This is a genomic window from Polyangiaceae bacterium (assembly GCA_020633235.1).
Classification (GTDB): Bacteria; Myxococcota_A; Polyangia; order Polyangiales; family Polyangiaceae; genus JACKEA01.
Map to the genome: position 1 here is coordinate 471,472 of JACKEA010000002.1, position 25,332 is coordinate 496,803.

The 25,332-nt window shown below is 68.4% G+C and carries 17 protein-coding genes; 6 read left to right on the forward strand and 11 right to left on the reverse strand.

The window, feature by feature from the left end; genetic code table 11:
• Nucleotides 1-6: 6 nt before the first annotated feature.
• The 4 genes from H6717_12680 to H6717_12695 form a co-directional block, all read right to left on the reverse strand.
• Complete coding sequence (locus tag H6717_12680; protein MCB9577869.1) at nucleotides 7-336, reverse strand: integration host factor subunit alpha; 330 nt, start codon at nucleotides 334-336, stop codon at nucleotides 7-9.
• A gap of 169 nt (nucleotides 337-505) precedes the next feature.
• On the reverse strand, nucleotides 506-2,035 hold the full coding sequence (locus H6717_12685) for a glycosyltransferase (protein MCB9577870.1): 1,530 nt from the start codon (nucleotides 2,033-2,035) through the stop codon (nucleotides 506-508).
• A 91-nt stretch (nucleotides 2,036-2,126) separates the two neighbouring features.
• Complete coding sequence (locus tag H6717_12690; GenBank protein MCB9577871.1) at nucleotides 2,127-3,506, reverse strand: hypothetical protein; 1,380 nt, start codon at nucleotides 3,504-3,506, stop codon at nucleotides 2,127-2,129.
• A gap of 38 nt (nucleotides 3,507-3,544) precedes the next feature.
• Nucleotides 3,545-4,993, reverse strand: a complete 1,449-nt coding sequence (locus H6717_12695; GenBank protein MCB9577872.1) for a protein kinase — start codon at nucleotides 4,991-4,993, stop codon at nucleotides 3,545-3,547.
• A gap of 127 nt (nucleotides 4,994-5,120) precedes the next feature.
• Between H6717_12695 and polA the strand changes: the two genes are divergently transcribed.
• Complete coding sequence (gene polA, locus H6717_12700) at nucleotides 5,121-7,838, forward strand: DNA polymerase I (protein ID MCB9577873.1); 2,718 nt, start codon at nucleotides 5,121-5,123, stop codon at nucleotides 7,836-7,838.
• Nucleotides 7,839-7,877: 39 nt separating this feature from the next.
• Complete coding sequence (locus tag H6717_12705) at nucleotides 7,878-8,591, forward strand: glycosyltransferase (GenBank protein ID MCB9577874.1); 714 nt, start codon at nucleotides 7,878-7,880, stop codon at nucleotides 8,589-8,591.
• A 74-nt stretch (nucleotides 8,592-8,665) separates the two neighbouring features.
• Here H6717_12705 and H6717_12710 read toward each other — a convergent pair whose 3' ends face one another.
• Nucleotides 8,666-9,319, reverse strand: coding sequence for an HAD family hydrolase (locus H6717_12710; protein ID MCB9577875.1), 654 nt, complete (start codon nucleotides 9,317-9,319; stop codon nucleotides 8,666-8,668).
• On the opposite strand from H6717_12710, the gene hrpB reads away from it, so the two are divergent.
• Entirely contained in the window at nucleotides 9,318-11,915 is a 2,598-nt protein-coding gene (gene hrpB / locus H6717_12715; protein ID MCB9577876.1) for an ATP-dependent helicase HrpB, read from the forward strand. The two genes, H6717_12710 and hrpB, sit on opposite strands and share 2 nt — an antisense overlap.
• 10 nt (nucleotides 11,916-11,925) lie before the next feature.
• Here the strand turns inward: hrpB and mutS are convergent, their stop codons facing one another.
• From mutS to H6717_12735, 4 genes are all read right to left on the reverse strand, one after another.
• Complete coding sequence (gene mutS, locus H6717_12720) at nucleotides 11,926-14,481, reverse strand: DNA mismatch repair protein MutS (GenBank protein MCB9577877.1); 2,556 nt, start codon at nucleotides 14,479-14,481, stop codon at nucleotides 11,926-11,928.
• Between the two features lie 11 nt (nucleotides 14,482-14,492).
• On the reverse strand, nucleotides 14,493-17,474 hold the full coding sequence (locus H6717_12725; protein ID MCB9577878.1) for a hypothetical protein: 2,982 nt from the start codon (nucleotides 17,472-17,474) through the stop codon (nucleotides 14,493-14,495).
• Nucleotides 17,471-19,123 (reverse strand): hypothetical protein, encoded by a 1,653-nt coding sequence (locus H6717_12730; protein ID MCB9577879.1) that lies wholly within the window; start codon nucleotides 19,121-19,123, stop codon nucleotides 17,471-17,473. The genes H6717_12725 and H6717_12730 overlap by 4 nt, the downstream gene beginning before the upstream one ends.
• Nucleotides 19,124-19,197: 74 nt before the next feature.
• A complete protein-coding gene (locus H6717_12735) occupies nucleotides 19,198-19,371 on the reverse strand; it encodes a hypothetical protein (GenBank protein MCB9577880.1) in 174 nt (57 codons plus the stop codon).
• A gap of 238 nt (nucleotides 19,372-19,609) precedes the next feature.
• Between H6717_12735 and H6717_12740 the strand changes: the two genes are divergently transcribed.
• The 3 genes from H6717_12740 (at nucleotide 19,610) to H6717_12750 (ending at nucleotide 22,937) form a co-directional block, all read left to right on the forward strand.
• Nucleotides 19,610-20,938 carry a DUF4350 domain-containing protein gene (locus H6717_12740; GenBank protein MCB9577881.1) on the forward strand — a complete coding sequence of 443 codons (1,329 nt, stop codon included), beginning with the start codon at nucleotides 19,610-19,612 and terminating at the stop codon, nucleotides 20,936-20,938.
• Nucleotides 20,939-21,042: 104 nt separating this feature from the next.
• Nucleotides 21,043-21,906 (forward strand): AAA family ATPase, encoded by an 864-nt coding sequence (locus H6717_12745; GenBank protein MCB9577882.1) that lies wholly within the window; start codon nucleotides 21,043-21,045, stop codon nucleotides 21,904-21,906.
• Between the two features lie 101 nt (nucleotides 21,907-22,007).
• Nucleotides 22,008-22,937 (forward strand): hypothetical protein, encoded by a 930-nt coding sequence (locus H6717_12750; protein MCB9577883.1) that lies wholly within the window; start codon nucleotides 22,008-22,010, stop codon nucleotides 22,935-22,937.
• Between the two features lie 110 nt (nucleotides 22,938-23,047).
• Here the strand turns inward: H6717_12750 and H6717_12755 are convergent, their stop codons facing one another.
• Both H6717_12755 and H6717_12760 read right to left on the reverse strand, forming a co-directional pair.
• Nucleotides 23,048-24,283, reverse strand: coding sequence for a GtrA family protein (locus tag H6717_12755; GenBank protein ID MCB9577884.1), 1,236 nt, complete (start codon nucleotides 24,281-24,283; stop codon nucleotides 23,048-23,050).
• An 18-nt stretch (nucleotides 24,284-24,301) separates the two neighbouring features.
• A complete protein-coding gene (locus tag H6717_12760; protein MCB9577885.1) occupies nucleotides 24,302-25,276 on the reverse strand; it encodes an AraC family transcriptional regulator in 975 nt (324 codons plus the stop codon).
• Between the last annotated feature and the right edge of the window lie 56 nt (nucleotides 25,277-25,332).

Consider the following 25,332-nt stretch of genomic DNA (forward strand, 5'->3'; position numbering starts at 1 on the left):
GGGCCGCTACTCCTCGCTGGCGACCGCCGGCACGCCTTCGGGGGTGCCCTCGCCGTCCTCGTTGTTCAGCGCTTGCTTGAGCAGCTGGCTGGCCTTGAAGTTCAGCACCCGACGCTCGGTGATGACGATGGGGTCGCCCGTCTGGGGATTGCGACCCTGGCGCTGCCGCTTGTCCCGCAGCACGAAGTTGCCAAACCCCGAGATCTTTATCTTTTCTCCCCGCCCCAGGGTCTCTTTCATGGTCTCGAACACGAGATCCACGAGATCTGCGGACTCCTTCTTCGAGAAGCCCCCGAGCCGGGTGTACACCGCTTGTACGATATCGGCCTTCGTCATAGAGACCCCCTTCAGGCACTGTTGCAGCGGGCAAGAATCACCCGCAAGCCGCACCCAAAAGTACCGCCATAGTACCGGCAACCTCCGAGAAGTCCACCGGAATTAGCGCGCCACCCACGAAGGAGCGCCCACGCGACGGAGGGCACTCCTGCTCCGATTTCGCCGGTTATCAGGCGGCGCGAGCGACGGACGGGGCTTCGAGCTCGCCGCTCTCCTCCCCTGGAACGCCACTGACGCGATCCGGGGCGACGACGGCGCTCTTGCGACGACCGGCCTGCTCCGTGACCACCAGCGTGGCCACGTAGGTGTAGCCCGCGGTGAACAGCAGGGCGAAGGGCGTGGCGAACCAGTGGTGGGTCTCGAGGGAGGCCACCACGCTGGCCAGCGACAGCAGGGCGAGGCCGATCTCGAGCATGGGCAGCTGCGCTTGCTGACGGTAGCGACCAGCGACGATGCCACGCTTGGGCGTACGAACGAACTCCCCCGACATGGTGCGGAGGCCTTCGTACACCGCCCGGGTGAGGTGCGGTGCGAGACCGGCACCGAGAGCGATGAGCGCGGGCAGTCGGCGCATGGCCCCCCAGACGGAGCGGCCCTGGGCGCGCTCCGCGAGGGCGTAGAAGGTGGCGAGAGAGCCCGTGGCGCCCACGCACAAGGGCAAGTCGATGACGAGCATGGTCTTGATGTCCGTAGCGGGCATCAGGATCAACGCCGGCAGGAGCAGGACGCTCAAGAGCATCATCAGCGGATAGGCGAAGTGGGGCGTGAGGTGAAAGAAGGCCTCCACGCGCTGGCCCAGGGTGAGCCGAGAGCGGAGCACCCGAGACAAGAGCTTGCGCGCCGTCTGCACCGTACCCTTTGCCCAGCGGAACTGCTGAGCGCGGAAGGCGGACATGTCTTCCGGCAGCTCCGCCGGCGTGAGGACGTCCGGGCGGTACACGAAGCGCCAGCCCGCGAGCTGCGCGCGATACGAAAGATCCAAGTCTTCCGTGAGGGTGTCGTGCTGCCAACCACCAGCGGCGGAAATCGCTTCCCGGCGCCAGATGCCACCGGTGCCGGAGAAGTTGAACATGTGCCCGGCCCCGAAGCGCGCGCGGTTCTCCACCATGTGGTGACCGTCGAGCATCAGCGCCTGGATGCTGGTGAGCAGGCTGTGGTCGCGATTCATGTGACCCCAGCGGGTCTGCACCATGCCGATGTTCGGATCCTGGAAGTGGCCGACCACGTCCCGAAGGAAGTCCGGCTGCGGCACGAAGTCCGCATCGAAGATGGCGATCAGCTCGCCCTTGGCACGGGCCAAGCCGAAGTCCAGAGCGCCGGCCTTGTAGCCCACCCGGTTGGGGCGCCGCACGTAGACGATGTCGAGGCCGGTGGCCCGCAGCTCCCGGACCTTGGCTTCCGCCATCTCGCGGGTTTCGTCACTGGAGTCGTCCAACACCTGGATCTCCAGACGATCCCGCGGGTAGTCGATGGTGGCGGCGGCATCCAGCAGCCGCGCGACGACGGTGGCCTCGTTGTACAGCGGCAACTGCACCGTGACGCTGGGAAGCTCCTCTTCCGCGACGACGATGCTACGCGCGGCCTTGAGCAGCTTCTTGCGATTGCGAGCGCACAGGATCACCAAGTGCGCGCGATGGACGCCGTAGCCACAGAGCAGGAGGAGCACGGAGAAGTAGGCGAGAACGAGCAGCTTTTCCATTCGCTGTCGCTTGAATTAACACTGCGCGTCAGGCCGAATGTCACCAGGATGTAAATTGTTGCACGGCCTTGTAGCTCGCCGAAAATCGCTGCTATTTCGAGGGAATATCGGGTCCGAGCAGCCAATCTATGCCGGCCCCGATGAACAGCGTGAGGTGGGCCGCCCGGTTGTCTTTGCCGATCTTCTTGGTGTTGTCGCGCAACGGTCCGCAGGCCGGAACGCTGACCTCGGTGACGGTCGCGAGGGTGCCCATCACGAGCGGGGTGAGCTGGAACTGGCGACTGAGGGGGATGTTCATGCCGCCGCCGAGGCGCACGCCGTTGGACTTGGCAACGATGTCGGCGGAGCAATCGATGGCCACAGTGGCCGGCGCAGGCTTCGTGGGATCAGGAATGTCGCCTGAGATCCTCTGAGTAGTCGTGAAGTTGTTGAGGAAGAGGAAGTCGAGCTCGCCGAAGCCACCGAACTGCCCGACGGGCGTTCCGGCCTGCAGGCCCACGCCCGCCTGAGCCAGCACCGTCTGGCTCTCGATCTGAGTGTTGCCCGCCGCTGTCTGGTGCAGTGGTTGGTCGAAGGCGCTCCCGCTCTTCACACCGTAGCCCCCACCGAAGAGATGCGCGGTGAAATAGTCGAGGAAGCGCACCCCGCCGCGGAGCTCGAGGCCGCCGCCACCGCCGTAGTAGTCCGTGATGGGAATGTCCCCGGTGGTGTCTTTGGCAAGGTTTCCCGTGGGCACGATGCCGCCGAGCCGCGCGCCCAGCACGAAGCCGAACTTGCCCTTCTGTTCGGCCTTGCTGCCAGCACCGCCCCCGCCCTCGTCCTTCGGGCCGCCACCCGTCGCCCCGCCCCCCGGGCCAGCACCCCCGTCCGCCGACTTCTCGAGGGTGAGCTTGATGGCCTTCTTGTCGCCCTCTCCCAGGGTGACGCTGTCCTCCGCCTGGCTGTAGCCCGGCGCTTGGGCGCTGATCTTGTGGGCTCCCGGATTCGTGGGGCGGTCCACGCCCACCACCGCGGCCGACAGATCCTTGCCATCCAGTGACAGCGTCAGCCCCTCGGCATCCGCCGGCTCCACGTCGATGCGCAGGGCGGGGATGCGGGGCTCGACCTCTTTGAGCTCTTTCCGACCATCCGCGACGGCTTGTTGAAACACTTCGGGAGCGCTGCTGTCGAGCTCCGTGCGGACCAACCGGCGGTAAGTCTCGGCCCCTTCCACCAACTGGCCGAGCTTCACCTGGGCGCGCGCGATGTAGATCAGGTGCACCGGCGCGTCGTACAGCTTCTCTGCGCGCTGGAGCTTGTCCAGCGCGTCTTGGAACTGGCCTTTCCGATACAGCTCCACGCCGTCCGTTGCCAGCTGCCGCGCCGTCGCCTTGTCCGCGGCGGACTGAGCGCTCGAAGTGGCGGCGAGCAGCAGCACGACCAGGGCAATGCGTCCGGCAGCGCGAGAGGCCGATTCGAAAAGCATGCTCATCCGTACGGCGAGCCCGGGCGGGGGGTCAAGCGCCGACGTCAGTAGCCCAGATCCACACCCTGCGGCTTGCCAGTGCTGGTGGGCTTGGCCGTGGCCGTGGGTTTGGCGGTGACGGTGGGCTTGGCCGTGGCCGTGGGCTTGGCGGTGGGCTTGGCCGTGGCCGTGGGCTTGGACGTTGGTTTGACCGCCGGCTTGGCGACGGGCTTCGTCGACGGGTCGGGCTCCGAAGCGGCGGACGCCGAGGCCGGCGGCTCCGCGACGGTGGGGCTCACATCGGGCGCCGAGGAGCTCGGCAGCTCGGAGGTTCGCAGCGTGGTGACGGCGCTGGCTTCCGGCGCGCCAGTGCTGGCAGCGGGCTCTGGCGCGGCTTCCGCCGTCACGGCCCGGAGCACGAGCACACCCACGATACCCATCACCAACAGGCCGGCGACGGCAGCGGCAATCAGCCCAATCGGAGCGCCTCGCTTGGTGGGGATTGCGTTGTGGGTGAACGCTGCCGCCGTGTGAGCGGGGCTGGCCATCAGCGTGGGCGGCGTGTGGCTGGGACCCGACGGCGTTATTGCCGGGTGCGGCCCGGAGGCCAGCGCCAAGCCGACGGCCGACGGCATGGGCGCCCGGGGCGGCAAGCCCGCGGCTTGCGTCAGCGCTTCCCCCAGCTCCCGCGCCGACTGGAATCGCTCCTCTGGTTCGCGTCCGAGGGCGTGAGCGAACCAGGAATCGAACGGACCCGCCAGCTCGGGAACCGTTTGGCTCGGTACCGGCAGCGGCGCCGTGCAGATCTTCACCAGCAGGTCGCCGACGGCTTCACCCTTGAAGGGCAAGCTTCCGGTCACGCAGCGGTAGGCGATCACGCCGAGAGACCACAGATCCGCACGATGATCCACGGTGCGCAGCCCCCGCGCTTGCTCCGGGCTCATGTAGTACGGCGTGCCAAGAACGGAGCCGGTACGCGTGGCGTTGGACACGCCGAGACTCGCGTCCGTGAACTTGGCGATGCCGAAGTCCACCACCTTGGCGATCTCGGTGCCGTCCTCGTCGTCGTGCACCAAGAAGATGTTCTCCGGCTTCATGTCCCGGTGCACGATGCCGGCCTCGTGGGCCTTGATCAGCGCCCGGCACACCTGTCCGATGATTACCGCGGTCTCGGGCAGCGACAGACGTCCGACGCGTTCGAGCCTCTGGTCGAGGGGCTCACCGCTCAAGAACTCCATCACGATGTAGGGCCGCCCGTCCGCCATCACGCCCTGATCGAACACCTGAACCACGTGCTTGCTCCGCAGCCGAGCAGCAGCCTGAGCCTCGTTCACGAAGCGCTGTCGCGCTTCTTCGCTCTCCACGTAGTCGTTCTCGATGAACTTGATGGCGACGCGGGTGCCGAGGGTCTGGTGAACGCCCTCCCACACGGACCCCATGCCGCCCTGTCCGAGCATCGTCGTCAGACGATACTTGCCGGCGACGACCTCGTCGGGCGCGGGAGTCCCTGCCATTCCAAAGCGTAGGGTAACCTCCCCCTTCGTCGAGCGCCACCTCTCGTGGCGCCGGGAATTCCGCGAGATCACGAGCCAAAGGCCGGGGCACGCGGAACGCCATGACTTTTCTGGTAGAGCGGGCGCGATGGCCTCCAAGCTCTTCGACGCCGGCGCCCCGGACGTACTCTACCTGGTGGACCTCTCCGGCTACATCCTCCGCGCGTATCACGCCCTCCCGGAGCTCACCAGCAGCCGCGGCGAGCCCACCCACGCAACGTTGGGAACCGTGACCATGCTGGAACGGCTGGTCCGCGAGCGGCGGCCGGCCCTGTTGGCGGTAGCCATGGATTCCGGGAGAGACACCTTCCGGCGCGAGCTCTACGCGGAGTACAAAGCCCACCGTCCGCCGGCGCCGGACGATCTCAAGATCCAGATGAAGCGCGCCGGCGAGCTGGTCGAGGCGTTTGGCATCCCGGTGCTCAAGCAGAAAGGCGTGGAAGCCGACGACTTGATCGCCAGCGCCGTCCGCGACGCCCGCAGCCACGGCCTGCGCGTCGTGATCCTGGCGGCGGACAAGGACTTGATGCAGCTCGTCGGGGACGACGTCGTGATGTGGGACACGATGCGGGACCGGGTGTTCGGCCCACCCGAGGTGGAAGAACGCTTCGGCATTCCGGTCGCGAAGCTCCGCGACCTCCTGGCCTTGATGGGCGACAGCTCCGACAACGTGCCCGGCGTTCCCCACGTCGGGCCCAAGACGGCGCGCGACTTGTTGCTCGAGTACGGCAGCCTGGAAGGGGTGTACGAGCACGTCGACGAGATCAAGAAGAAGAAGCTCAAGGAGAACCTGACGGAGAACAAGGATCAGGCCTTCCTGAGCCAGAAGCTGGTCACCCTCAAGGACGACTGCGTCATCGACTTCGATCTCGAAGCCCTGCGCTACGGCGGACGCGATACCGAGCGCCTGCGAGAGCTCTACGCGGAGCTCGACTTCCAGCGCCAGCTGTCGGCTCTCGACAGCGCGCCGGAACCCAAGCCGGCGGCCCCCTCCCCGCCTCCAGCGCCGGTGGAGCAGCACTACGGTGCGGTGGTGACGCAGGCCGAGCTCGCCGAGCTGGCGGCGCGCATCGAAGCCGCCGGCCGCGTGGCGGTGAGCCCGATCCTGGCCGCGAGCCAGAAGCCGACGAGCGAGCTGGCGGGCCTCGCCTTCGCCACCGCGCCGGGGGTCGCGAGCTACGTGCCGCTCTCGCTCCGGATCTTGGGGGGGCCCGCGCCGCTGTCCGTCGCCGAGGTCGCCGACGCGCTCGGTTCCGCGCTGTCCCAACAAAAAATCCAAAAGATCGCCCATGGCCTCGAGCCCTTGGAGGTGGCCTTGCGCTGGAACGGGCTGCCCTTCGGCGCCGGCACGCTGGACACCGAAGTGGCGCTCTACTTGCTCGACCCCGAGACTCGCCACGATCTCGATCACGCGGCCAAGCGCGACCTGGGCCTCGACCTGCCACCGCGGGAAGCGCTGACCAAACCCGCGCGCGGCAAGAGCTTCGATCTGGACGAGGTGGATCTCGCCGATGCCACGGCCTTCGCAGCGGCGCGTGCGGATGCCGTGTTGCGACTCGCGGACCACGTGCGGCGACGCATCGACGACGAGGGCCTCGCCAAGATCCTCGACGACATCGAACGTCCGCTCTCGGCGGTGCTGGCCAAGATGGAGCTCGCGGGAGTGCTGGTCGACACCCAGCGCCTGGCGGAGCTCGGCAAGCAGGTAGAAAAGGATCTCGCTCGCCTGGAGCAGGAGGCCCATCAGATTGCCGGCAAGCCCTTCAACGTGAACTCGCCGCGGCAGCTCGAAACGCTGCTCTTCGACGAGCTGGGGCTCAAGCCGCTGAAGCGCACCAAGACCAGCCGCTCCACCGACGCCGCCACCCTGGAGGCGCTGGCGGACGAGCATCCCCTGCCCAAGATCATCCTCGAGATCCGCCAGCTTTCGAAGCTGAAGGGCACCTACATCGATGCCCTGCCCGCCCTCGTCGAGAAGAAGACGGGGCGCATCCACACCAGCTGGGAACAGGCCGTCGCCGCCACCGGGCGGTTGAGCTCGACCGATCCCAACCTGCAGAACATCCCGATTCGGAGCGAGCTCGGGCGGGAAATCCGCGCCGCCTTCGTGGCGCCGCCGGGTCACCTGATAGTGAGCGCGGACTACTCGCAGATCGAGCTTCGCGTGCTCGCGCATCTTTCCGAGGATCCCGTCCTGCTCGACGCGTTCCGGAACGAGCAGGACATCCACACGCGCACGGCGATGGAGATCTTCCAGCTCTCGCCGGACGCCGTGACCGCCGAGCATCGTCGCCGCGCGAAGGCGGTGAACTTCGGGATCATCTACGGCCAGGGCGAGAGCGGCTTGGCCAAGAGCCTCGGCATTCCCCGCAAGGAAGCCGCGGAGTTCATCGCCGCCTACTTCGAGCGCTACCAGGGCGTGCGCAAATTCATGGATGACACCCTCAGCGGCGCCCGCGCCAGCGATGCCGTGCACACGCTGCTCGGTCGCCGCCGTTTGATCCCCGACATCAAGAGCGGCAACCGCGCCCGTCGCCTCGCGGCGGAGCGCATCGCCATGAACGCCCCCATCCAGGGCACGGCCGCGGACTTGCTCAAGCTCGCGATGCTGGCGGTCGCCGAACCCGTGACGCCCGGCACCCGCATGGTGCTCACGGTGCACGACGAGCTGGTGTTCGAGGTCCCCGAGGCCGAGGTGGAAGACGCCAAAAAGCGCGTCAAGAAGGCGATGGAAGGCGTGTACCCGCTGTCCGTGCCCCTGGTCGTGGACGTGGGCGCCGGCGACAGCTGGAAGGACGCGCACTGAGCCCGGCTTTTCGGCTACGGTTCGCCCACTTCGTTCGACATGAGCACCGACCCCCACATTTCCATCGTCATCCCCGTCTACAACGAGGAAGCCATCCTGCACGCCGCGGTCGTGGATCTGCGCGAGCGCTTGAGCCCCCTCGGTTGGCAGTACGAGATCATCCTGGCCGAAAACGGTTCCCGCGATCGCACCGTGGAGATCGCACGCCAGCTGCGCGACAAGTACCCGGAAATCCGCGTGCTATCCGTGGGCGAGCCGAACTACGGCAAGGCGCTGCGGCAGGGCATTCTCGACGCCCGTGGCACGCTGGTGCTGTGTGACGAAATCGATCTGTGCGACACCGACTTCCACCAGCGCGCCGTGGAGATCCTGGATGCCGAGCGCGCCGACATGGTCATCGGCTCCAAGCTCATCGGCGGCGCCGAGGACGAGCGCCCGTTCTTTCGCCATGCCGCGAGCGTGGTGTACACCGGCATGCTGCGCACGTTGCTCGGCTTCCGCGGCACGGACACCCATGGCCTCAAGGCATTTCGTCGCTCCCGGCTGCTCTCGGTGGTGGAAGCCTGCTTGGTGGAAAAGGACGTGTTCGCCTCCGAGCTCGTGATCCGCGCCTACCGCCGCAAGCTCGAGGTCGTGGAGATCCCGATCCGCGTGATGGAAAAGCGTCCGCCGTCGATCAATCTGTTCAAGCGCGTCCCCAACGTGCTGAAGAGCGTCGCCAAGCTCACCTGGGCCATCCGGATCAGGGGCTGATGTTTGTTGGTCCGGCGCGGAACCTCGCGCCGCGACGGGCATCGCGCCGTCCCAACATCCAATCGCAAACGGAGCTACCAGCGCTCGATGGGCCAGCCCCGGCGGCGGGCCAAGCGTCGGAGCCGCGCGTCGGGGTTGACGATGACCGGGCGCTGCACGCGCTCGAGGAGCGGCAGATCCGTGATGCTGTCGCTGTAGAAGGTGGCGTCGTCGAGGCAGAAGCCCTGCGCTTCGGCGATGCGCAGGGTGCGCTCGATCTTGCCGGCGCCGTAACACATGGGCGGATCCATCTGACCGGTGAAGCGGCCGTCGTCGTCCACCATGAGCTCGGTGCACACCACGTGATCGATACCGAGCTCCCGAGCCAGCGGGCGCGCGGCATAGGGTGTGCCGCCGGTGACGATCACGAGCACGTCGCCGGCGTCGCGATGACGCTGCACGGCCTGGCGACCCGCGTCCGCCACGTGCGGCAAGACGTACTCCGAGAACCACCCTTCGCAACGCTCGATCATCCAGTCTTCGCGCTTGCCGCGGTAGGCCGAGAGCGCTTGGCGCGCGACCTTTTCCGCGTCGATCACGCCGAAGGTGTACTTGAGGAGCCACCAGCCCACGCGCAGCACGTCCCGGGTGCCGACCTCACCGATGTCACGCTGGTAGCGCACGTACAGCGTGGCGGTGTCCACCCGCACCAGCGTGCGATCCATGTCGAAGAGAGCGGCCCGGGGCATGCGCCGGCAGAGGGTAGCGGGTTTGGCGGCGCGGTGCTTTTGCTATATCTCGGCGACGGTGCCGTCCCTGCCCATCGATCCACTGCTCGACGAGATCGTGCGGACCCTCGCGCGCGATCGAGCGGTGGTCATCGAGGCGCCGCCCGGAGCGGGCAAGACCACGCGTGTGCCGCCGGCGCTGCTCGATGCTGGCGTGCTCGGCTCCGGGGAGGTGCTGGTCAGCGAACCCCGGCGCTTGGCGGCGCGGCTCGCGGCAAGGCACGTGGCGGCGGAGCGCGGCGAGACGCTGGGCGAGAGCGTGGGCTACAGCGTGCGCTTCGAGGACGTCTCCAGCGCCCGTACCCGCGTGCGCTTCGTGACCGAAGGCGTCCTGGTGCGGCGCCTGCTCGCGGATCCGGAGCTCCGAGGCGTGAGCGCAGTGATCCTGGACGAAGCCCACGAGCGCAACCTGGCGACGGACCTCTCCCTCGCCTTGCTCGCGCGACTGCGCAAGACGTCACGACCGGATCTGATGCTGGCAGCGATGAGCGCGACCCTCGACGGCGAGCCGGTCGCGCGCTTTTTGGGTGATTGTCCGCGGATCCGCAGCCAGGGACGGAGCTTCGAGGTGACCATCGAGCACGCCTCCGCGCCCGACGATCGCCCCTTGGAGCTCCAGGTAGTGAGCGCCGTGCGGGCGCTGGTTTCGGGGGGCGACGTGCTGGTGTTCCTGCCCGGGGCCGGCGAGATCCGTCGCGCCCAGAGCGCGCTTTCGGCGCTCGCCGAGAAGGAGCGGCTGTTGGTGCTGCCGCTGCACGGGAACGCAAGCGTCGACGAGCAGAATCGCGCCGTGGAGCCGGCCGAGCGGCGCAAGGTGATCCTGAGCACCAACGTCGCGGAATCCTCCGTGACCATCGACGGGGTGACGGCCGTGGTGGACAGCGGGCTCGCGCGCGTCGCGACCCACTCGCCCTGGAGCGGGCTGTCCAAGCTGAGCGTCCAGAAGGTGAGCCGCGCCTCCGCCATCCAGCGCGCCGGACGTGCTGGCCGAACGGCGCCAGGGCGCGTGATCCGGTTGTACACGCGGGGCGACTTTCAGGCGCGCCCGGAGCAGGACAAGCCAGAGATCGAGCGCGCGGATCTTTCGGAGCTCGAGCTGGTGCTCCACGGCAGCGGCGTCGGCGATGCCGGCGCGGTGGAGTGGCTCACGCCGCCTCCGGCCGCGGCCCTCGGCGCCGCGCGCACGCTGCTCTCGGATCTGGGCGCCGTGACCGACGCAAAGGTCACCGACGTAGGACGACGCATGCTCGACTTCCCGCTGCACCCGCGGCTCTCTCGCCTGTTGGTGGAGGGCGAAGCACGCGGCGTGGCGAAGCGCGCGGCGCTGGTCGCCGCGCTGCTGTCGGAGCGGGACATTCGCTCCGGCGCGCGGACGAGCTTCGGCGGCGGCCAAGCGCTGGATGGCGCGCGCGGCCCATCGGACGTGCTGGAGCTGGTGGATCGCTTCGAGGAAGCCGCCGAGGCGCGCTTCTCGCGCAGCGTGATCGGTGCCGCGAGGTTGGACGCCGGGGCGGTGCGGGCCGTGGAGCGCGCCCGCAAACAGCTCGCCCGCCTGGTGCGGGAGCGCGGGCCGGAGCTCCACGGCTCGGAAGAGGAGGACGACGCGCTCCGGCTCTGCATCCTTTCGGCGTTCGTCGACCGCGTCGCGAAGCGGCTCGGTCCTGGACGCCGCGACCTTGCGCTCTCCGGCGGCGGCACCGCCAAGCTCTCCGAAGCCAGCGTGGTACACGACGCGGAGCTGATGGTCGCCGTGGACGTGGAAGGCGGGGCGCTCCGAGGCGGCGCCGTGGTGCGCCTGGCGAGCGCCGTGGAGCCCGAGTGGCTCTTGGACTCGGAGCGTTTGCAGGAGCTCGACACCGTGGAGTGGAACGCGAGCGCCGAGCGCGCCGAACGCGTCACGCGGCTCTCCTACGGTGCCGTGGTGCTCGAGGAGACGCGGGCCGTGGCTCCCCCGAGCGACGCGGCATCGGCCTTGGTGCTGCGCGCGGCCTTGGCCCGCGGCACCGGTCAATACGCGGCGCGGGCCGGCCTCGACGGCTTCCTCGCGCGGCTGGCCCTGCTTGGCGAAGCACTTCCGGAAGCGGCCTTCCCGGAGCTCGGCCCGAAGCCCATCGAGCACGCCCTCGAGGCCGCCAGCGCCGGCGTGGTGAGCCTCGCGGAGCTCGACGCCGGGGATCCGACCTTGGCGCTTTTCCACGAGCTGTCGCCCGATCAACAGCGGCTGCTCCGCGAGCAGGCCCCAGAGCACGTCACCCTCTTCGGTGGGCGCAGCGTGGAGGTCCACTACGAGGCCGGCAAGCCGCCATGGATCGCGTCACGCCTCCAGGATTTCTTCGGCATGGCGGACGGTCCCCGCGTCGCCAAGGGGCGCGTGCCGGTCACGCTGCACCTGCTCGCGCCCAATCGCCGTGCGGTGCAGGTCACCAGCGATCTGGCCGGCTTCTGGGAACGTCACTATCCGGCGCTGCGGCGCGAGCTCGGCCGCCGCTATCCGAAGCACAGCTGGCCCGAGGACGGCCGCAGCGCCAAGCCTCCGGCGCCGGGGCGGCTGCGCTGAGACCGAGACGTCAGAGCTTCTGCTTCAGCTTGGCGAGCAAGGTCAGGGCGTCGAGGGGCGTGAGTCGGTCGACGTCGACCTGCTTCAACGTCTCCAGCACCTCGGAACCGGCGGCGTCCTCGGGTCCCTTGGGCGCGAACAGGTCGAGCTGGTCCTTGCGCTTGGACGACGGCGCTGCACCGCCGCGCTCCAGCTTCGCGAGCACCGCCCGGGCGCGCGCGAGAACGGACTCGGGCACTCCCGCAAGCTTGGCCACGGCGATGCCATAGCTTCGGCTCGCGGCCCCGGGTACGAGTTGGTGCAGGAACACCACGTCGTCACCCACCTCCCGCGCGCTGACGCTGAAGTTCTCGGCGTGGACGCTCACGTCCGCCAGCGCCGTGAGCTCGTGATAGTGCGTGGCGAACAGCGCGCGGCAGCCGACGGCTTCGTCCAGGTGCTCGGCCACCGCCCAGGCGATGGCCAGGCCGTCGAAGGTGCTCGTACCACGGCCGATTTCGTCCAAGATCACCAGCGAACGGCGGGTGGCGCTGCGCAGGATTTCCGCGGTCTCGCGCATCTCCACCATGAAGGTGCTCTCGCCGCGGGCCACGTCGTCACTGGCGCCCACGCGCGAGAGCACGCGATCCACCACTCCGACGCGCGCGGACTTGGCCGGCACGAAGCTACCCATCTGCGCCAGGATGCAGGTCAGCGCCGCCTGCCGGAGCAACGTGCTCTTGCCGGCCATATTGGGTCCCGTCACGAGCCACAGCCGCACGCCATCGACGTCCAGGCTCACGTCGTTGGGCACGAAGCGCCCCGCCGCCGCCAAGCGCTCCACCACTGGATGGCGTCCGTCGCGGATCTCGAGTCGCTCCGCGTCGTCCACCATGGGGCGCGAGTAGTCGTGGCGGTGAGCAACGTCCGCCAAGCCCTGGGCGACGTCCCAGCGCGCGACGCGCGCGGACAGCTCCGCGATGCGGCTTCGGGCTTGGCCCGCGGCTCGCACCAGCTCCGCCAAGAGCGCGAGCTCCCGCTCGCGATGGCGCTCCTCCGCGCTGGTGATACGCTCGGACAGCTCGTCGAGCTCGTCCAGGGTGTAGCGCTCGCCGCTGGCCACGGTCTGCTTGCGACGCCACTCTGCCGGCGCCTTCCCGGCATGGGAGCGACTCACCTCCACGTACCAGCCGAACACCCTCGTGTAGCGCACCTTGAGCGTCGGGATCTGGGTGTCGTCCCGCAGCCGAGCTTCCAGCGCCACCATGCGCTCCGCGCCGGTTTGTTGCAGCTCCGACAGCTCGTCGAGCTCGGCGTCGAAGCCCTTCTGGAAGATGGCGCCGTCCTTGGCCTGCGTGGGCGGCCGCTCGACCAGGGCGCGGGACAAGAGCTCTCGAACGTCGTCCACGGTGTCGGGCAGCGCTTGGGCGATGCCCAGCGTTTCGCGCAGGGCCGCGTCGTCCACGGCGTCCAGCAGCCCGACCGTTTCCGCAGCCGCGCCAAGGCCGTCGCGCAGCAGGCCGAGATCCCGCGGCGTGGCTTCCCCCAACGACGCGCGCACGCCCAGCCGCTCGAGATCCGTGACGTCGGACAACGCCTTGCGCACTTCCGTGCGAAGCCGCGCGTGCACCACGAACAGCTCGACGAGATCGTGCCGGCGGCGAATGCGCTCGACGTCCTTGAGCGGTGACAGCAGCCGGCGCCGGAGCAGCCGCGCCCCCGCGCTGGTCACCGTCGCGTCCACCACCGCGAGCAGCGTGGCCGACGAAAGCCCTGACCAAGACTCGACCAGCTCCAGGTGCCGCTGCGCCACCGGGTCGATGATCATCGCGGCATCCGGATCGAACCGCGCGATGCGCCGCACCGGAAGCTCCGCCCCCGGAGTGCACGCCCGCGCGAAGGCGAGGGCCCGGGCGACGGCTCGTACCGCGGTCGGCGGCAGATCCGCGGCGTCCAGATCGCCGAGCACGGCGCCGGCGTCGTCCAACGGCTCACCCTGGCGCAGCGCCACCCGGGGCGCCGCGGCGGCGATGGCCCGGCGTGCTTCTTCGTCCGCCCCGAAGAGCAGCAGCTCCCGGGGTGCTGCGCGGGTCAGCTCCGCCAAGGCCTGGGCCAGGTCGGCGAGCTCGGCGGCCAAGAGCTCGCCGGTGGACAGATCCAGGAGCGCCACCCCGACGGCACCCTCGGCGATCTCCAAAGCGAACAACCAGTTGTTGGTGGCGGCATTCAGCTGCGAGCCATCGGTGATGAGGCCCGGCGTGATCACCCGCACGACTTCTCGGGGGACGATGCCCTTCACCTTGGAGGGATCGGCCATCTGCTCGCACAGGGCGACCTGGTGCCCGAGCTCCAAGAGCTTCGCGATGTACCCGTGGGCGGCGTGGTGCGGCACCCCCGCCATCGGCACTTCGTCGGGCTTGCCTCGGTTTCTGCTGGTGAGCGTCAGATCCAAGAGCCGCGACGCGAGCACGGCGTCGTCGCCGAACATCTCGTAGAAGTCGCCCAGCCGGAAGAACACGATGGCGTCGGGATAGGCCCCCTTCGCGCGAGCGTGCTGCTGCATCACCGGCGTCTTCGGCCCCGCCATCGGCGGCACTCCTAGAAGTACAACCGCGAGACGCCCACCGAATCGAGGCTCACCAACACGAGCCCTTCCGCAGCGCCGTCCACGACCGCGAGCTGTCCGATCTGCGGCACGAAGGACATCGACTGCGGCGACACCGCCGCGCTCTGGGCGGCCAGGTTCGCCGTGAGAGGAGCGAAGCCCCCCGCCGTCTGCCAGGTGAACTTGGTGTCGCGCTCGGTCGGCCGATTGCCGCGATAGATCGCGAAACGGTAGTTGAGGTTCTGGAACACGCAGCCGTCCGTGGGCGCGATGGGACCACCGGACGAGACCACGCAGGCGACGTCCTTCGGCGTGGCCGGACCAATGGCGCACTCTCCCAGAGTGTCGTCCGCCGGCGGCGCGCACGTCGAGCTCGAGATCTCCAGGGCACGGCTCCGAAGCAGCGACCGGCGCGGGGAGCAATCGCGAATGCAGCGCAGGTCCGCGTCCGCGGTCACGTCGTGGCGAAAGCCGCTCACGGAGCCCTTCAGCACCCACTGCGAGCCCGCGCGAAGGTTGTACTTCAGCGCGCTGCCGCCGAAACAGCAGTACATGTCGTCGAGCACGTCCTGGGCCGCGGGGTTCCCCCTCGGCTCCACCACCAGATGATCTTGGTAGGCCTCGACGATGCGCAGGTCGCGGAGCTCCGTGGGCTTGTCGGCAGTGCCGAACAGGTCACGACAAGCGAAGTATGAAGCCTTGCCGGTCTGGCCACCGCAGGTGGACCCGCCGCCACTGGTCCAGTAGCTGTCGTCCTTGCCTCGGAGATCGCTGGTGAGCTGGGCGTAATCCGCGTGCTCCCGGCTGAAGGTGGTGAGCTCCCCGCCGGTCAAACCGAGCTTCTCGCCGGTCTCCTGGGCGAGCGCTTGGTCCTCCACGCCGCGATTGCAGAAACTGCCGTCACCGTCGGTCAGCACGTTCGGCTGCCCCGCCGGAGTGATGTCGAGGAAGCCCGCCGGGCGCTCCGGTGTGAGCGTGCCCTCGTAGGTGATCGAGGTCTCCTCGTCCGCAAAGGCGCGAGGCTCTCGCTGCATCAGCGCGAGGGTGGCCTGGGTGGCGAGGCTGGGGTCGGTCTCGAGGTTCGAATTGCCCTCGGCGCCGTGTCGATACAAGGAGCTCGAGATGTACGCCTCTGCCGGCGTGGTCCCGCCGCTCGGGGACACGTAGTCCACGGCCAAGAGCTTCGGGTTCTGCAGTCCGTCTTCCGACTGATCCGACGGCAGGTTTCCGCCCTCGGGCGCAGACAGCCGCGGGAACGAGCGGATCGACGGTGCCCGCGCCCCGGTATCCGGGCTGGTCAGCACGTAGGTGCCGGAGCGAGCGCGGTGCTGCTCCACCACGCGGCAGCTGGCCTCCCCGCTCACCGTCCGGAGCGCGTCCTCGGTGCCGTCTTCGGTGAAGTACGGAACGTCGACGGGGTCGTTCGAACAGCCGCGGAAGTCTTCCGTGCCGTCGGGGTTGGTCGCCACGGGCCGGCGACAGGCGGCGTCCCAATCCTCGACGTCGACCACCGCGACCTGCCCGCTGGCCAGCGCCACGAAGCCGAACACGCCGCGCAGGTTTCGGGGACCCGCGCCGGAGGTGTAGGTCGAAGAGGTCCGATACTCCGCTGCCACGGAGCCGTTGGCGCTCGGTCGTGGATCGCAGAAGGTGCCCACCGCAGCGACGCCCGTCTGGGGGTCCACCACCGGCGAGTCTCGGAGCGCGAAGGTGATGTCCCGCGCCGGCGAGGAGAACGCGATGCGATCCGCCGGCTCGAAGGGCAAGAGCGGCGCTCCCGGGCGCACGATGGGCGTACGATTCGACGCGCCTTCGGTGGCGTCGAAGATCATGACGCTGCCGTCGAAGTCGTCGATGGCGTAGGCGAAGCGCTGCCCTTGGGTGGTGAGCGGACTGACCGCGACCTTGCGCGTGGTCACGGTGCGACCACGGGCCTCGAACGCGACGGGCAAGAGCGGCGGCTGTTCGGCGGGAGCGCAGGGATCAGCGACATCCAACACGTGCACCAAGGGCGCTCCGAGATCTGCCACGAACATGCGGCCGTCGGAGATGTCGATGCCGCTCGGCCGAGACAGGAAGACATCCGGCTTGGGACCGTAGTTGATCTCCTGAGGCACGCAGCTCGACTGCAGATCCGCAGGCACCTGCTGCTTCACGTCCCCGGCGGGGAGCGAGGTATCGAGAGGGATCCAGCGTTCCAGGTTCTGATCACAGGGTTGGAACGAACCCGGCTCGCGATCTGCGAGGCCCTGAGCGTCGAAGATGGCGATGCCACCCAGGTCCGGCATCTCCACCACCAGCTTGCGCCGCCCGGGAGGCGACGTCTCTTTGGCGAAGTCGATGGGACAGTCTTCGCGGGCCGCCGAGAGCGCGGTGCCGACGGTCGCGACGTCGGTGCTGTACTCCGAGTCGCAGGTGGCGCGAACCGGCTGAGGCGTGGATGGATCTCCGTCGTCGGCGCCCGCGGGATCGATCACGATGGCCATCTCTCCGGGCCGCGACGGCAAGGAGCACGCGGGCCAGGAGGTGATGTCACGCATGGGCGGTCGAGCACAGGACGTGGGCAACACGAAGATGCCCTCCTTGCCCGGCGCCTCGACGCCCACGAAGCTCGCCTGCCCACCCGGCGTGGACACGATGTCCCCCGGGGAGTCGCCCACCGGCAGGAAGTTGAATCCGGGGGTGGACTTGTCCAGATCGACGACGCTTCCGGCGGACAGATCGATGACCGCGACTTCGCCTCGCAGCGTCTGCGTCACCAAGGCGAACAGGTGTCGCGCGTTCTCCGTGCTGTCGAAGTCCGGACAGCTGTCGAGGTCGTAGCCCTCACCGCGTCCCTGATCGTCCCGCGCGGCACACACGAAGCTGACCTCGCCGCTGCGCTCGAGGGAGCGAAGCGGTAGCGAGACCGGGGTCTGGGTGCAGGCCGACGTAGCGAGGAGAAGGAGCAAGGCGCCCCACGGTCGAGCGGTCACTTGGAAGCCCTCGGTGCGACGGGCCGACCCAGGGTCATCAAGATGGTGCCGTAGGTGCTCTTGTGGCGCTGATCCAAGTCGATCACTCCGATGTAGGAGTCCGTGAAATGCCCCACGAAACCGAGCGCTCGGATGTCTGTCCCCTCCCCGCCCGAATCCACCGCAAAAGCGTGGGGACCGCGGCCGGTTTCGATCTTGGACTCGTACTGACCCTCCGGCGTGAACACGAAGATGCTGCGGGAGTCGAAGCACACGACGAACACGCGCGGGGCGAGGGTGCCGTTCTTGTCGATGACGTTGGCGACCACCACCCGCGATGGGCCGAAGCTGATGGGCACGGACGTCTTGAAGTGCGGCAGATCGTCGCTCGAAGTGGCGCTGGCGTTGGGCCGCGTCTCCCCCACCAGCAAGGTCGCGGGGGTGCGGTTCGCGATGTACACGCCCGCCGGCACCGCAGCGCAGTCGTTCAGGCAGGTCTCGCGAGCGTCCCCGCCAAGGGGGCACCCTGCCTCGCAGGCCGCGCGCTTGGAGCTGTCGATGGCGATGCCACGGGAGTCGTAGCCGAGGGAGTTGGCGGTGATGGCCACCGCGCCGGCCTGCTGCAGGAAGGGCCGCGGCGGCTGGGACGCTTGGTCGCTGTAGTAGCGAAGCAGGCGAACTTCCGCGGAGTCGCGGAAGGTGACGAGGAAGCCGGGTTGGTACGCCAGGTTCTTCTCCTTGACGATGCCGGGTTCCGGGAGCGCCGCCACGCCGATCGGCCGCGCGGGCAAGCCGCCGACGGCGAACTCCAGCTTGGGGCCCACGCCGAAGTTCGTGACGCCGTCCCCCCATGCCTCCGCGTCGTTGACGAAGAGCGACGCGATACCCTCGGTCTGATGGGTGAGGACGATGGCTTCACCATCGTCCGTGGCCGCAATGCCGAAGGGTTCCGCCGCCAACCGCAGGCCACGGGTGTTCTCTTCCTCCGGATCATCGCCCCGCCGGTGCTGGTCGTCGCAGCGACCGTCGTTGCCTCCCTGGCCGCACTCGAGCTCGAAGGGCACCCCGGATTCGTCCGTGTCGTTCTTCACGTCGATGTAGTGGAGCGTGGAATCGCCGCGCACGGGGATGAACAGCCGCCCGCCGGGTCCGGTGGGACGGGCGCGGTACAGCACGTCCGTGGCGAAGGCACCGATCCCCACCGACCCCACCACCAGCGACTTGCCGCCGCCGGGAGGATTCTGTGGGTCCACGTAGCTGCACCGACCGGGTGCAATCACGCGGCTGGCCAAGCTCTTCTCCGAGAGCGCACCACACGGCTTGCCGGCGCGCTCTCCTTCACGAGCCACACACCAGTGCGATGGGATCCCGCCGTTGGCGTCCGAAGCAGTGAGATCGCAGCGCTCGCTCGTGTCGCACTCCGAATCACCCGTACAGTACTTCGGCAGCAGCTCGCGGATGCGCTGGAGGTCCATGGCTTGCAGGGACCCCGCGTTGAACTGCAGGTCGAAATCGCTGTTGGCGACGTACAAACGGGTGGCGCCAGGAGAGATGGCGAGCCCCACCGGGAAGTAGATGCGATTGAGCGGCGGCTCCACTCCGGCGCCGGGGTCGACACACCCGGACAGCACCGCGCTGGCCAAGGCGAGGGTGGGAAGAAAGCCCTTCATCGGGGCGCGGAGCCTAGTACAGGTTGCGCCGCCGTGCGACGCCTGTCCCGCGACGAACCGGGCCGCGAGCCGGCTCAGCCGAGATCCAGGATGATCACCCCGCGCTCGGCGTCGTCTTCCTCGTCCTCGCGCTCGGCGCGGGGCGGGAAGGCATCTACCGGCAGCTCCAGGCGGGGTTGCTGCTCGTGCTGGCGGCGCTCGTCTTCCTCTCGGCGGCGGATCTGCTCGATGATGAAGGGCGGTAGCACGGGGCCTCGCTTTCCTGTGCCGGAATTGGATTCCGACAATCAGAAATTTAGTCGCGTCCTAGTTTCGGTCAAGTTCGCTTGTGCCCGCAATTTTTGCCGATTTGTCGGGCAATGGGAGTCTTTGTACGCCTGTTTTCATTCCAGTTAACGGCAGCAAACGCAACCCCCTACAGTGATTTGGCACACAATCGGCATGAGACGGGCGGCGTTCGTCAGCCGTGGTAGCTTCCGCGCTCCTATGCGGCTTCGCGTCCTGGCCGCCGTGCTCGGCATGCTGGCACTGCTTTTCGCGGGGCGCCCTGCGTGGGCAGGTGCCTTCGAGTACAGCGACACCGGCTGGGAGGGCGAAAGTGAGTTCCTGTCCGTAGCGCGAGCGCGGCTCGGAGCGCCCCGCGTGGAGATCGTCGCCACTCTGGACTGGGACAAGGTCACCCCCGCGGACGGCATCGTCATCCTGCATCCAGAGGTCGACGTCGACTACGACGAGGCCAGCGCTTTCATGCGCGCCGGCGGTCGCCTCGCGCTCCTCGACGACTTCGGCAAGGGCGGCGCGTTCCTGGAGCGATTTCAGATCCATCGCATCCCCGCGCCGCTGCACCCGGCTCGCTCCCTGAGAAACAACGCCAGCTACGCGATCGCAGTGCCGAGCGTGCAGCAGGTCGCGGGTCACGAGGAAGGGCGCCATCCCGTGGTCGCGGACGTGGCGCTCCTCGTCACCAATCACGCGAGCGCGCTGACGCATCCGAACCTCACGCCGGTGCTGGACATCCCCGCCGTGGGCGAGCCCAACGCGACCTTGGCCGTCACCGGCGTGATTGCGGGCAAGGGTCGGCTGTTCGCCATGGGGGACCCGAGCGTGGTCATCAACCTGATGATGCGCTACCCCGGCAATCGCGCCTTCGCCGATGGCCTGGTGAGCTACCTGGTGGAGGAGGACACCTGGGGCAAACGCGGAGGAAAGCTGTACCTGGTCAGCGGCCGCTTTCGGCAGCGGGGCACCTTCGGAGGCGCGAAGGGGTTTCAGGCGGAATTGCTGGAGCACCTGAGCGGCCTGTCGGAAGCCGTCGACCAGATCCACGAGGACGGCCTGCCGGAGCTGTTGGCCGTGCTCCTGGCTGCCCTCGCCGGCATCGGCGGCGTGGCGTGGACACTGCTCACGGCGACGCGCACCTACCGCCGGGCTTCGCCCCGCTATGCCACGGGGCAACCGCTCGTGGGCCAAGGTGGCGTGGCCGGGCGTGCGGCGGTGTTGGGAGCGCCGTCCACTCATCGCGCGCTGACGGTGTTGGAGCTGAAGAGCGCCCTCGAGGAAGGCCTGGTCCATCGCCTGGCCTTGCCTCCGGGCGCCTCCGCGGAGCGGATCCTGGAAGAGATACATCGACAAAACGCGCTGAGTCAGCCATCGTCCGTGCAATTGAAGCGTCTTCTCTCCGAGATGAGCACCGTGGAACGGGCAGTGTTGGCAGGTCAGCCGATTCGAGTGAGCAAGAGCGCGGTGCGACACAAGCGCGACGAAGTCCTGCGTCTGCTCTCGGAGCTGGACGAAGGACTCGGGAGAGCCACGTGACCCACGCCCTCGAAGTGAACGAGATCGAAGCGGCACGCGAGCGCCTGGCGGAAGTGCAAAAGCAGGTCACGCGCGTCTACATTGGCGACGCCGCCCCGGTGGAGATGATGCTGGTAGCGCTCCTGGCGCGGGGGCACGTGCTGCTCGAAGGCGTCCCCGGCGTGGCCAAGACCACGCTGGTGAAGGCCTTCGCGACCACCCTCGGCTGCAGCGTGCGGCGCATCCAGTTCACTCCCGATCTGCTGCCGGCGGACATCACCGGCACCTACGTGCTGTCCCCCAAGGAGGGCAGCTTCTCACTGCGTGCCGGTCCCATCTTCGCCAACGTGGTGCTGGCGGACGAGATCAACCGCGCGCCCGCCAAGACGCAGTCCGCGCTGCTCGAGGCCATGCAGGAACGGCAGGTGACCATCGAAGGGGACCGCTTCGAGCTGCCGGATCCGTTCTTCGTGCTCGCCACCCAGAACCCAGTGGACTTGGAGGGCACCTATCCGCTCCCGGAAGCGCAGATCGACCGCTTCTTGGTGCGCGTGAGCATGGGCTACCCCAACAGTCGGGACGAGGTGGCCATGCTGCGAGCCCACGGTGTCGTCGCGCCGGAGCCCACCGCCGTGCTGTCGGCGTCGGATGCCCTGCAGCTGCAGTCCATCGCCGCTCGTGTCCACGTGGAAGACGACATCTACGAATATGCCGTGGCCCTGACGGGCTTCACCCGCGTTCACCCCCGCGTGGTGCTCGGCGCCTCGCCCCGAGCGTCCCTCAGCCTGCTGCGCGCGGCCAAGGCCAGCGCCGTCCTCGGGGGGCGCCCGTTCGTCACGCCGGACGACGTGCGAGCCGTGGCCGTGCCCGTGCTGGCGCACCGACTCATCTTGGTGCCGGAGCTCGAAGGCGACCCCCGCGCCCGTGGCGCCGTGGTGGAGGAAGCCGTCAGCAAGGTCAGCTATCGCCGCGCGCCGCGGCCCGTCTGAGCCGCTCGTCGCGCTGCTGCAACGTTCTCCATACTGTTGAAAATGCAGGGATCGGCGGGGTGGCTTGACCTGCGCGAAGCCGCTCTACTCTACTCGTCACAATGAGAGTTTCCTCACTGCTGGTCGCGCTGGTCCTGTCGTTCGCACCCCTCGCCTGCTCTCAACCCAAGGTCGAGCCCGTCGTCGCCTCCTCCAGCGGGGAAGTCGGCTACGCCGCGACCTACCCCGACGCGCTGGCCTCCACCCGGGGCCGGCTCTCGTCCCAGGAGACCCAGGCGCGTCAGCTGTTCGCGGCCTTCTCCACGTATCCGGCGGAGCTCGACAAGACCGACTGGAAGAAGGTCGGTGAGGTGTATGCCGCGGCGGACTCCGCCGGCAAGAGCGCCGATTACGTGAAACAGGTGCGCGAAAATCAGATCGTGGAGGACTTCTTCGACGACGAGAAGGACGAGATCAGCAAGAAGGTCGCGGGCGCGGCCTCCTACGCGGCCAAGCAGAAGGGCTGCCAATCGACCGACGGGGTGTACGGCTCCGCCTCCCACGCCCTGGAAAAGTCCGTAGAAAAGCAGCTGGAAGATCGCCTGCGAGAGCACAGCGAGGCCCATCGCATCATCGAGGACAACGGCGAGGCCCTGGGCAAGGCCAACAAGGACAAGCTCGAGAAGCAGGCCGACGATCTCACCTTCGCGAGCTACTTGGCGAACGTCGGCGTGGTGCAGACCAAGGTGGACCTGAAGCGTTTGTACGACGAAGGCCAGAACGTGAAGAGCACCCTCGAGCGCAGCATCGAGGAAGCGAAGGCGGTAGAAGCGGACGCCGGCCGCAGCGATGCCGACAAGAAGGCCGCCACCAAGCGACGGGAGGCCGCGGAGGCCGCCAAGGGGCGCATCGACTCCGAGCTCTCCCAAGCGGAGCACGTGCTGAAAGAGACGGACGACCGCACCGCGGCCCTGAAGGCCGAGTACGACAAGGCCTACGAAGAACTGAAGAACGCGGTGGAGCAAAAGGCGAGCGCCACTCCCGCGTCCTGAATCGCGACCTCAGAAGCGGACCGACACCCCACTCCCGCGTCCTGAATCGCGACCTCAGAAGCGGACCGACACCGCATTCTTCGTTTGGGTGTCGGTCCGGCGCGATCCCGTCACGCGCCGCTGGGCTCGTCCGTGGTCCGCAAGAACACGTAATTCTTCTGGAGCGGGAAGTTCCAGGTCAGGAACACGGCGCCGCGCACCACCAGCCAGGCGAGCTGATAGGGCACGCTGTCCAGCAGCAGCAGCACGGCCACCAAGCCGCCGTTCAGCGCAGCGCTGGAGGTGGTGACCACCAAGTAGCGTCCGGCTTGCGGCCCCGTGGGCTGATTGCTGGCGAAGGTCCAGATGCGGTTCATCGAGAAGTTGACGATGCCGCCGACGACGCAACCGAGCACCGTGGCGATGGCCGGTGAAGCGACACCCCGACTGACGAGCAAGGCGACCACGGCGAAGTCGCTGGCGGTGGCGACGAAGGCCGCCACCACGTTCCGGATCAAGCCGCCGCGCCCCAGCACGCGAGTGGGCGGCCGCTGCTGGTCGGGCTCCAGGGCGCGCCGGGCAAACAGCAGGCGCTGAAACGCGCTCACCTGAGTGGCGGCCGCCAACAGCACCACGGCGACCACCGTGAGGCGATGAATGGGATGCGGCTCCAGCGGGTTGACGAGCACCTCGACGATGGGCGCCAACGCCAACGAGAGACCGATGATCACGACGCGCTCGGTGCGCTGCACCACGCCGACGTTGTCGAAACGGACACCGAGGGCTTCACCCCGAGCGCGCACATAGGGCACGAGCAACGCGCCCAGCAGCGCCACCAGCACCGCGATCAGCACCCACGTCTCGCGATAGTACCAGGCGAGCCCCACGTACACGACGCCTTCCACGTAGCGGTCCAGCACGGAGTCCAGCAAAGCTCCAGCAGGGCTGGCGACGCGTTCCGCGCGGGCCAGGCGGCCGTCGAGGTAGTCGCACAGCCCCGAGCCGAGAAACAGCCAGCCACCGAGGGCGAAACGCCCGGCCGCCACGGCGACCGCGGCGGCCAGCGAAAGCAGCAGCGACAGCGTGGTGATGGCGTTCGGCGGAAGACGCATCCACACCAACAGCGCCATCACCGGGCGCATGGACCACACGAAGAAGCGACGCCACCACATGCCGATGATGGGCGTTGCGCCACGTCCTTCCACGTCCGCGTCGCGAAACGGTCCGCGCCGAGCGTTCCGCACGGCGAACACCAGCGCCCCGACGAGCAAGTACCCGAGCACCAGCAGCGCGGGCCCCGCAGCCGTGATCACACGGCCGAAGGGCGACAGATCACCCTCGATCCAGTGCTTCAGGCTCGCGAGCACGGTGGGCCCCTCTGCTCCTCAGGCTGCGACGCTCGTAGCCGCCCCGTTCTTGGCCGCGCGCCGGTAGGCCCCGGGCGCCGTCCCCACCCAACGCTTGAAGGCCTTGCTGAAGGCCGCTTCGGACTCGTACCCGACGCGATCGGCGATGTCGGCCAGGGTGGCCTGGCCGTCTCGCAGCAGCGCGGCCGCCTTCTGCATGCGCCAGCGAGTGAGGTAGTGCAGCGGCGGTTCGCCCACCAGCTCGGCGAAGCGGCCGGCGAAGGTCGAGCGCGACATGCCCACCTTGTTGGCCAGCGAAGCGACCGTCCAGCTGCTCTCTGGCCGCTGGTGGATGAGGCCGAGGGAGGCGCCGATCTGCGCGTCCGACAGCGCGCGGAGCCAGCCCCGAGTGTCTTGAGGAGTGCTGGCCAGATAGCCACGAACGATCTGAATGAAGAGCACGTCGGCGAGGCGATTGATCACCGTCTCGGCGCCCGGTCGATTGGAAGACGCCTCGCACGCGATGAAGCGCAAGGTCGATTCGAGCCAGTGCACCGCTCGGCCATCTTTGCCGCGGATCAGCACCAGCGGCGGGAGCACGCGCAGGACGGGGTTGTTTCGCGGGTCGTCGAAGCGTACCCGCCCGCTCACCAAGAGCGTGGAGGGACCGCCGCCCCCCACGCGCAGCACGCCGCCGGAGCAGCGCTGATCCGCCGCGGCGCCCTCGGGCTTGTTGCGCTCGAACAGCTCTTCCATCCCGATGGTGGTGGTACCGTGGGCATCCCGCAGCGCATGGGCGTGACCGTGCGGCAGCGCGAACAGATCCCCCGCCTCCAGCTCCACCGGTTCCCCCTGGCCTTCGACCTCGAGCCAGCAGCGCCCCTGGAGCACCACGTGGAACTTCGGGTCCTCCCCCAAGTTGACCCGAATGCCCCAGGGCGCCGTGGCTTCCACCCGCCCGTAGCACGCAGCGCTGACCCGCACCGTGTTCAGCACGTCCGTCAAGACGTCCATGTATGACAGCCTCCCACCAAAGGGTTCGTACTAACGGGCAAGATGCATAGAGCAGA

Excerpts from the sequence above, each read along its gene's own strand:
- H6717_12705 (MCB9577874.1), top strand. The coding sequence starts at position 7,878 with ATGAGCACCGACCCCCACATTTCCATCGTCATCCCCGTCTACAACGAG.
- H6717_12690 (MCB9577871.1), bottom strand. The coding sequence starts at position 3,506 with ATGAGCATGCTTTTCGAATCGGCCTCTCGCGCTGCCGGACGCATTGCC.
- H6717_12730 (MCB9577879.1), bottom strand. The coding sequence starts at position 19,123 with ATGAAGGGCTTTCTTCCCACCCTCGCCTTGGCCAGCGCGGTGCTGTCC.
- H6717_12740 (MCB9577881.1), top strand. The coding sequence starts at position 19,610 with ATGCGGCTTCGCGTCCTGGCCGCCGTGCTCGGCATGCTGGCACTGCTT.
- H6717_12710 (MCB9577875.1), bottom strand. The coding sequence starts at position 9,319 with ATGCCCCGGGCCGCTCTCTTCGACATGGATCGCACGCTGGTGCGGGTG.
- H6717_12760 (MCB9577885.1), bottom strand. The coding sequence starts at position 25,276 with ATGGACGTCTTGACGGACGTGCTGAACACGGTGCGGGTCAGCGCTGCG.
- H6717_12695 (MCB9577872.1), bottom strand. The coding sequence starts at position 4,993 with ATGGCAGGGACTCCCGCGCCCGACGAGGTCGTCGCCGGCAAGTATCGT.
- hrpB (MCB9577876.1), top strand. The coding sequence starts at position 9,318 with ATGCGCCGGCAGAGGGTAGCGGGTTTGGCGGCGCGGTGCTTTTGCTAT.
- mutS (MCB9577877.1), bottom strand. The coding sequence starts at position 14,481 with ATGGCGGGGCCGAAGACGCCGGTGATGCAGCAGCACGCTCGCGCGAAG.
- H6717_12750 (MCB9577883.1), top strand. The coding sequence starts at position 22,008 with ATGAGAGTTTCCTCACTGCTGGTCGCGCTGGTCCTGTCGTTCGCACCC.
- H6717_12680 (MCB9577869.1), bottom strand. The coding sequence starts at position 336 with ATGACGAAGGCCGATATCGTACAAGCGGTGTACACCCGGCTCGGGGGC.
- H6717_12745 (MCB9577882.1), top strand. The coding sequence starts at position 21,043 with ATGATGCTGGTAGCGCTCCTGGCGCGGGGGCACGTGCTGCTCGAAGGC.
- H6717_12685 (MCB9577870.1), bottom strand. The coding sequence starts at position 2,035 with ATGGAAAAGCTGCTCGTTCTCGCCTACTTCTCCGTGCTCCTCCTGCTC.
- polA (MCB9577873.1), top strand. The coding sequence starts at position 5,121 with ATGGCCTCCAAGCTCTTCGACGCCGGCGCCCCGGACGTACTCTACCTG.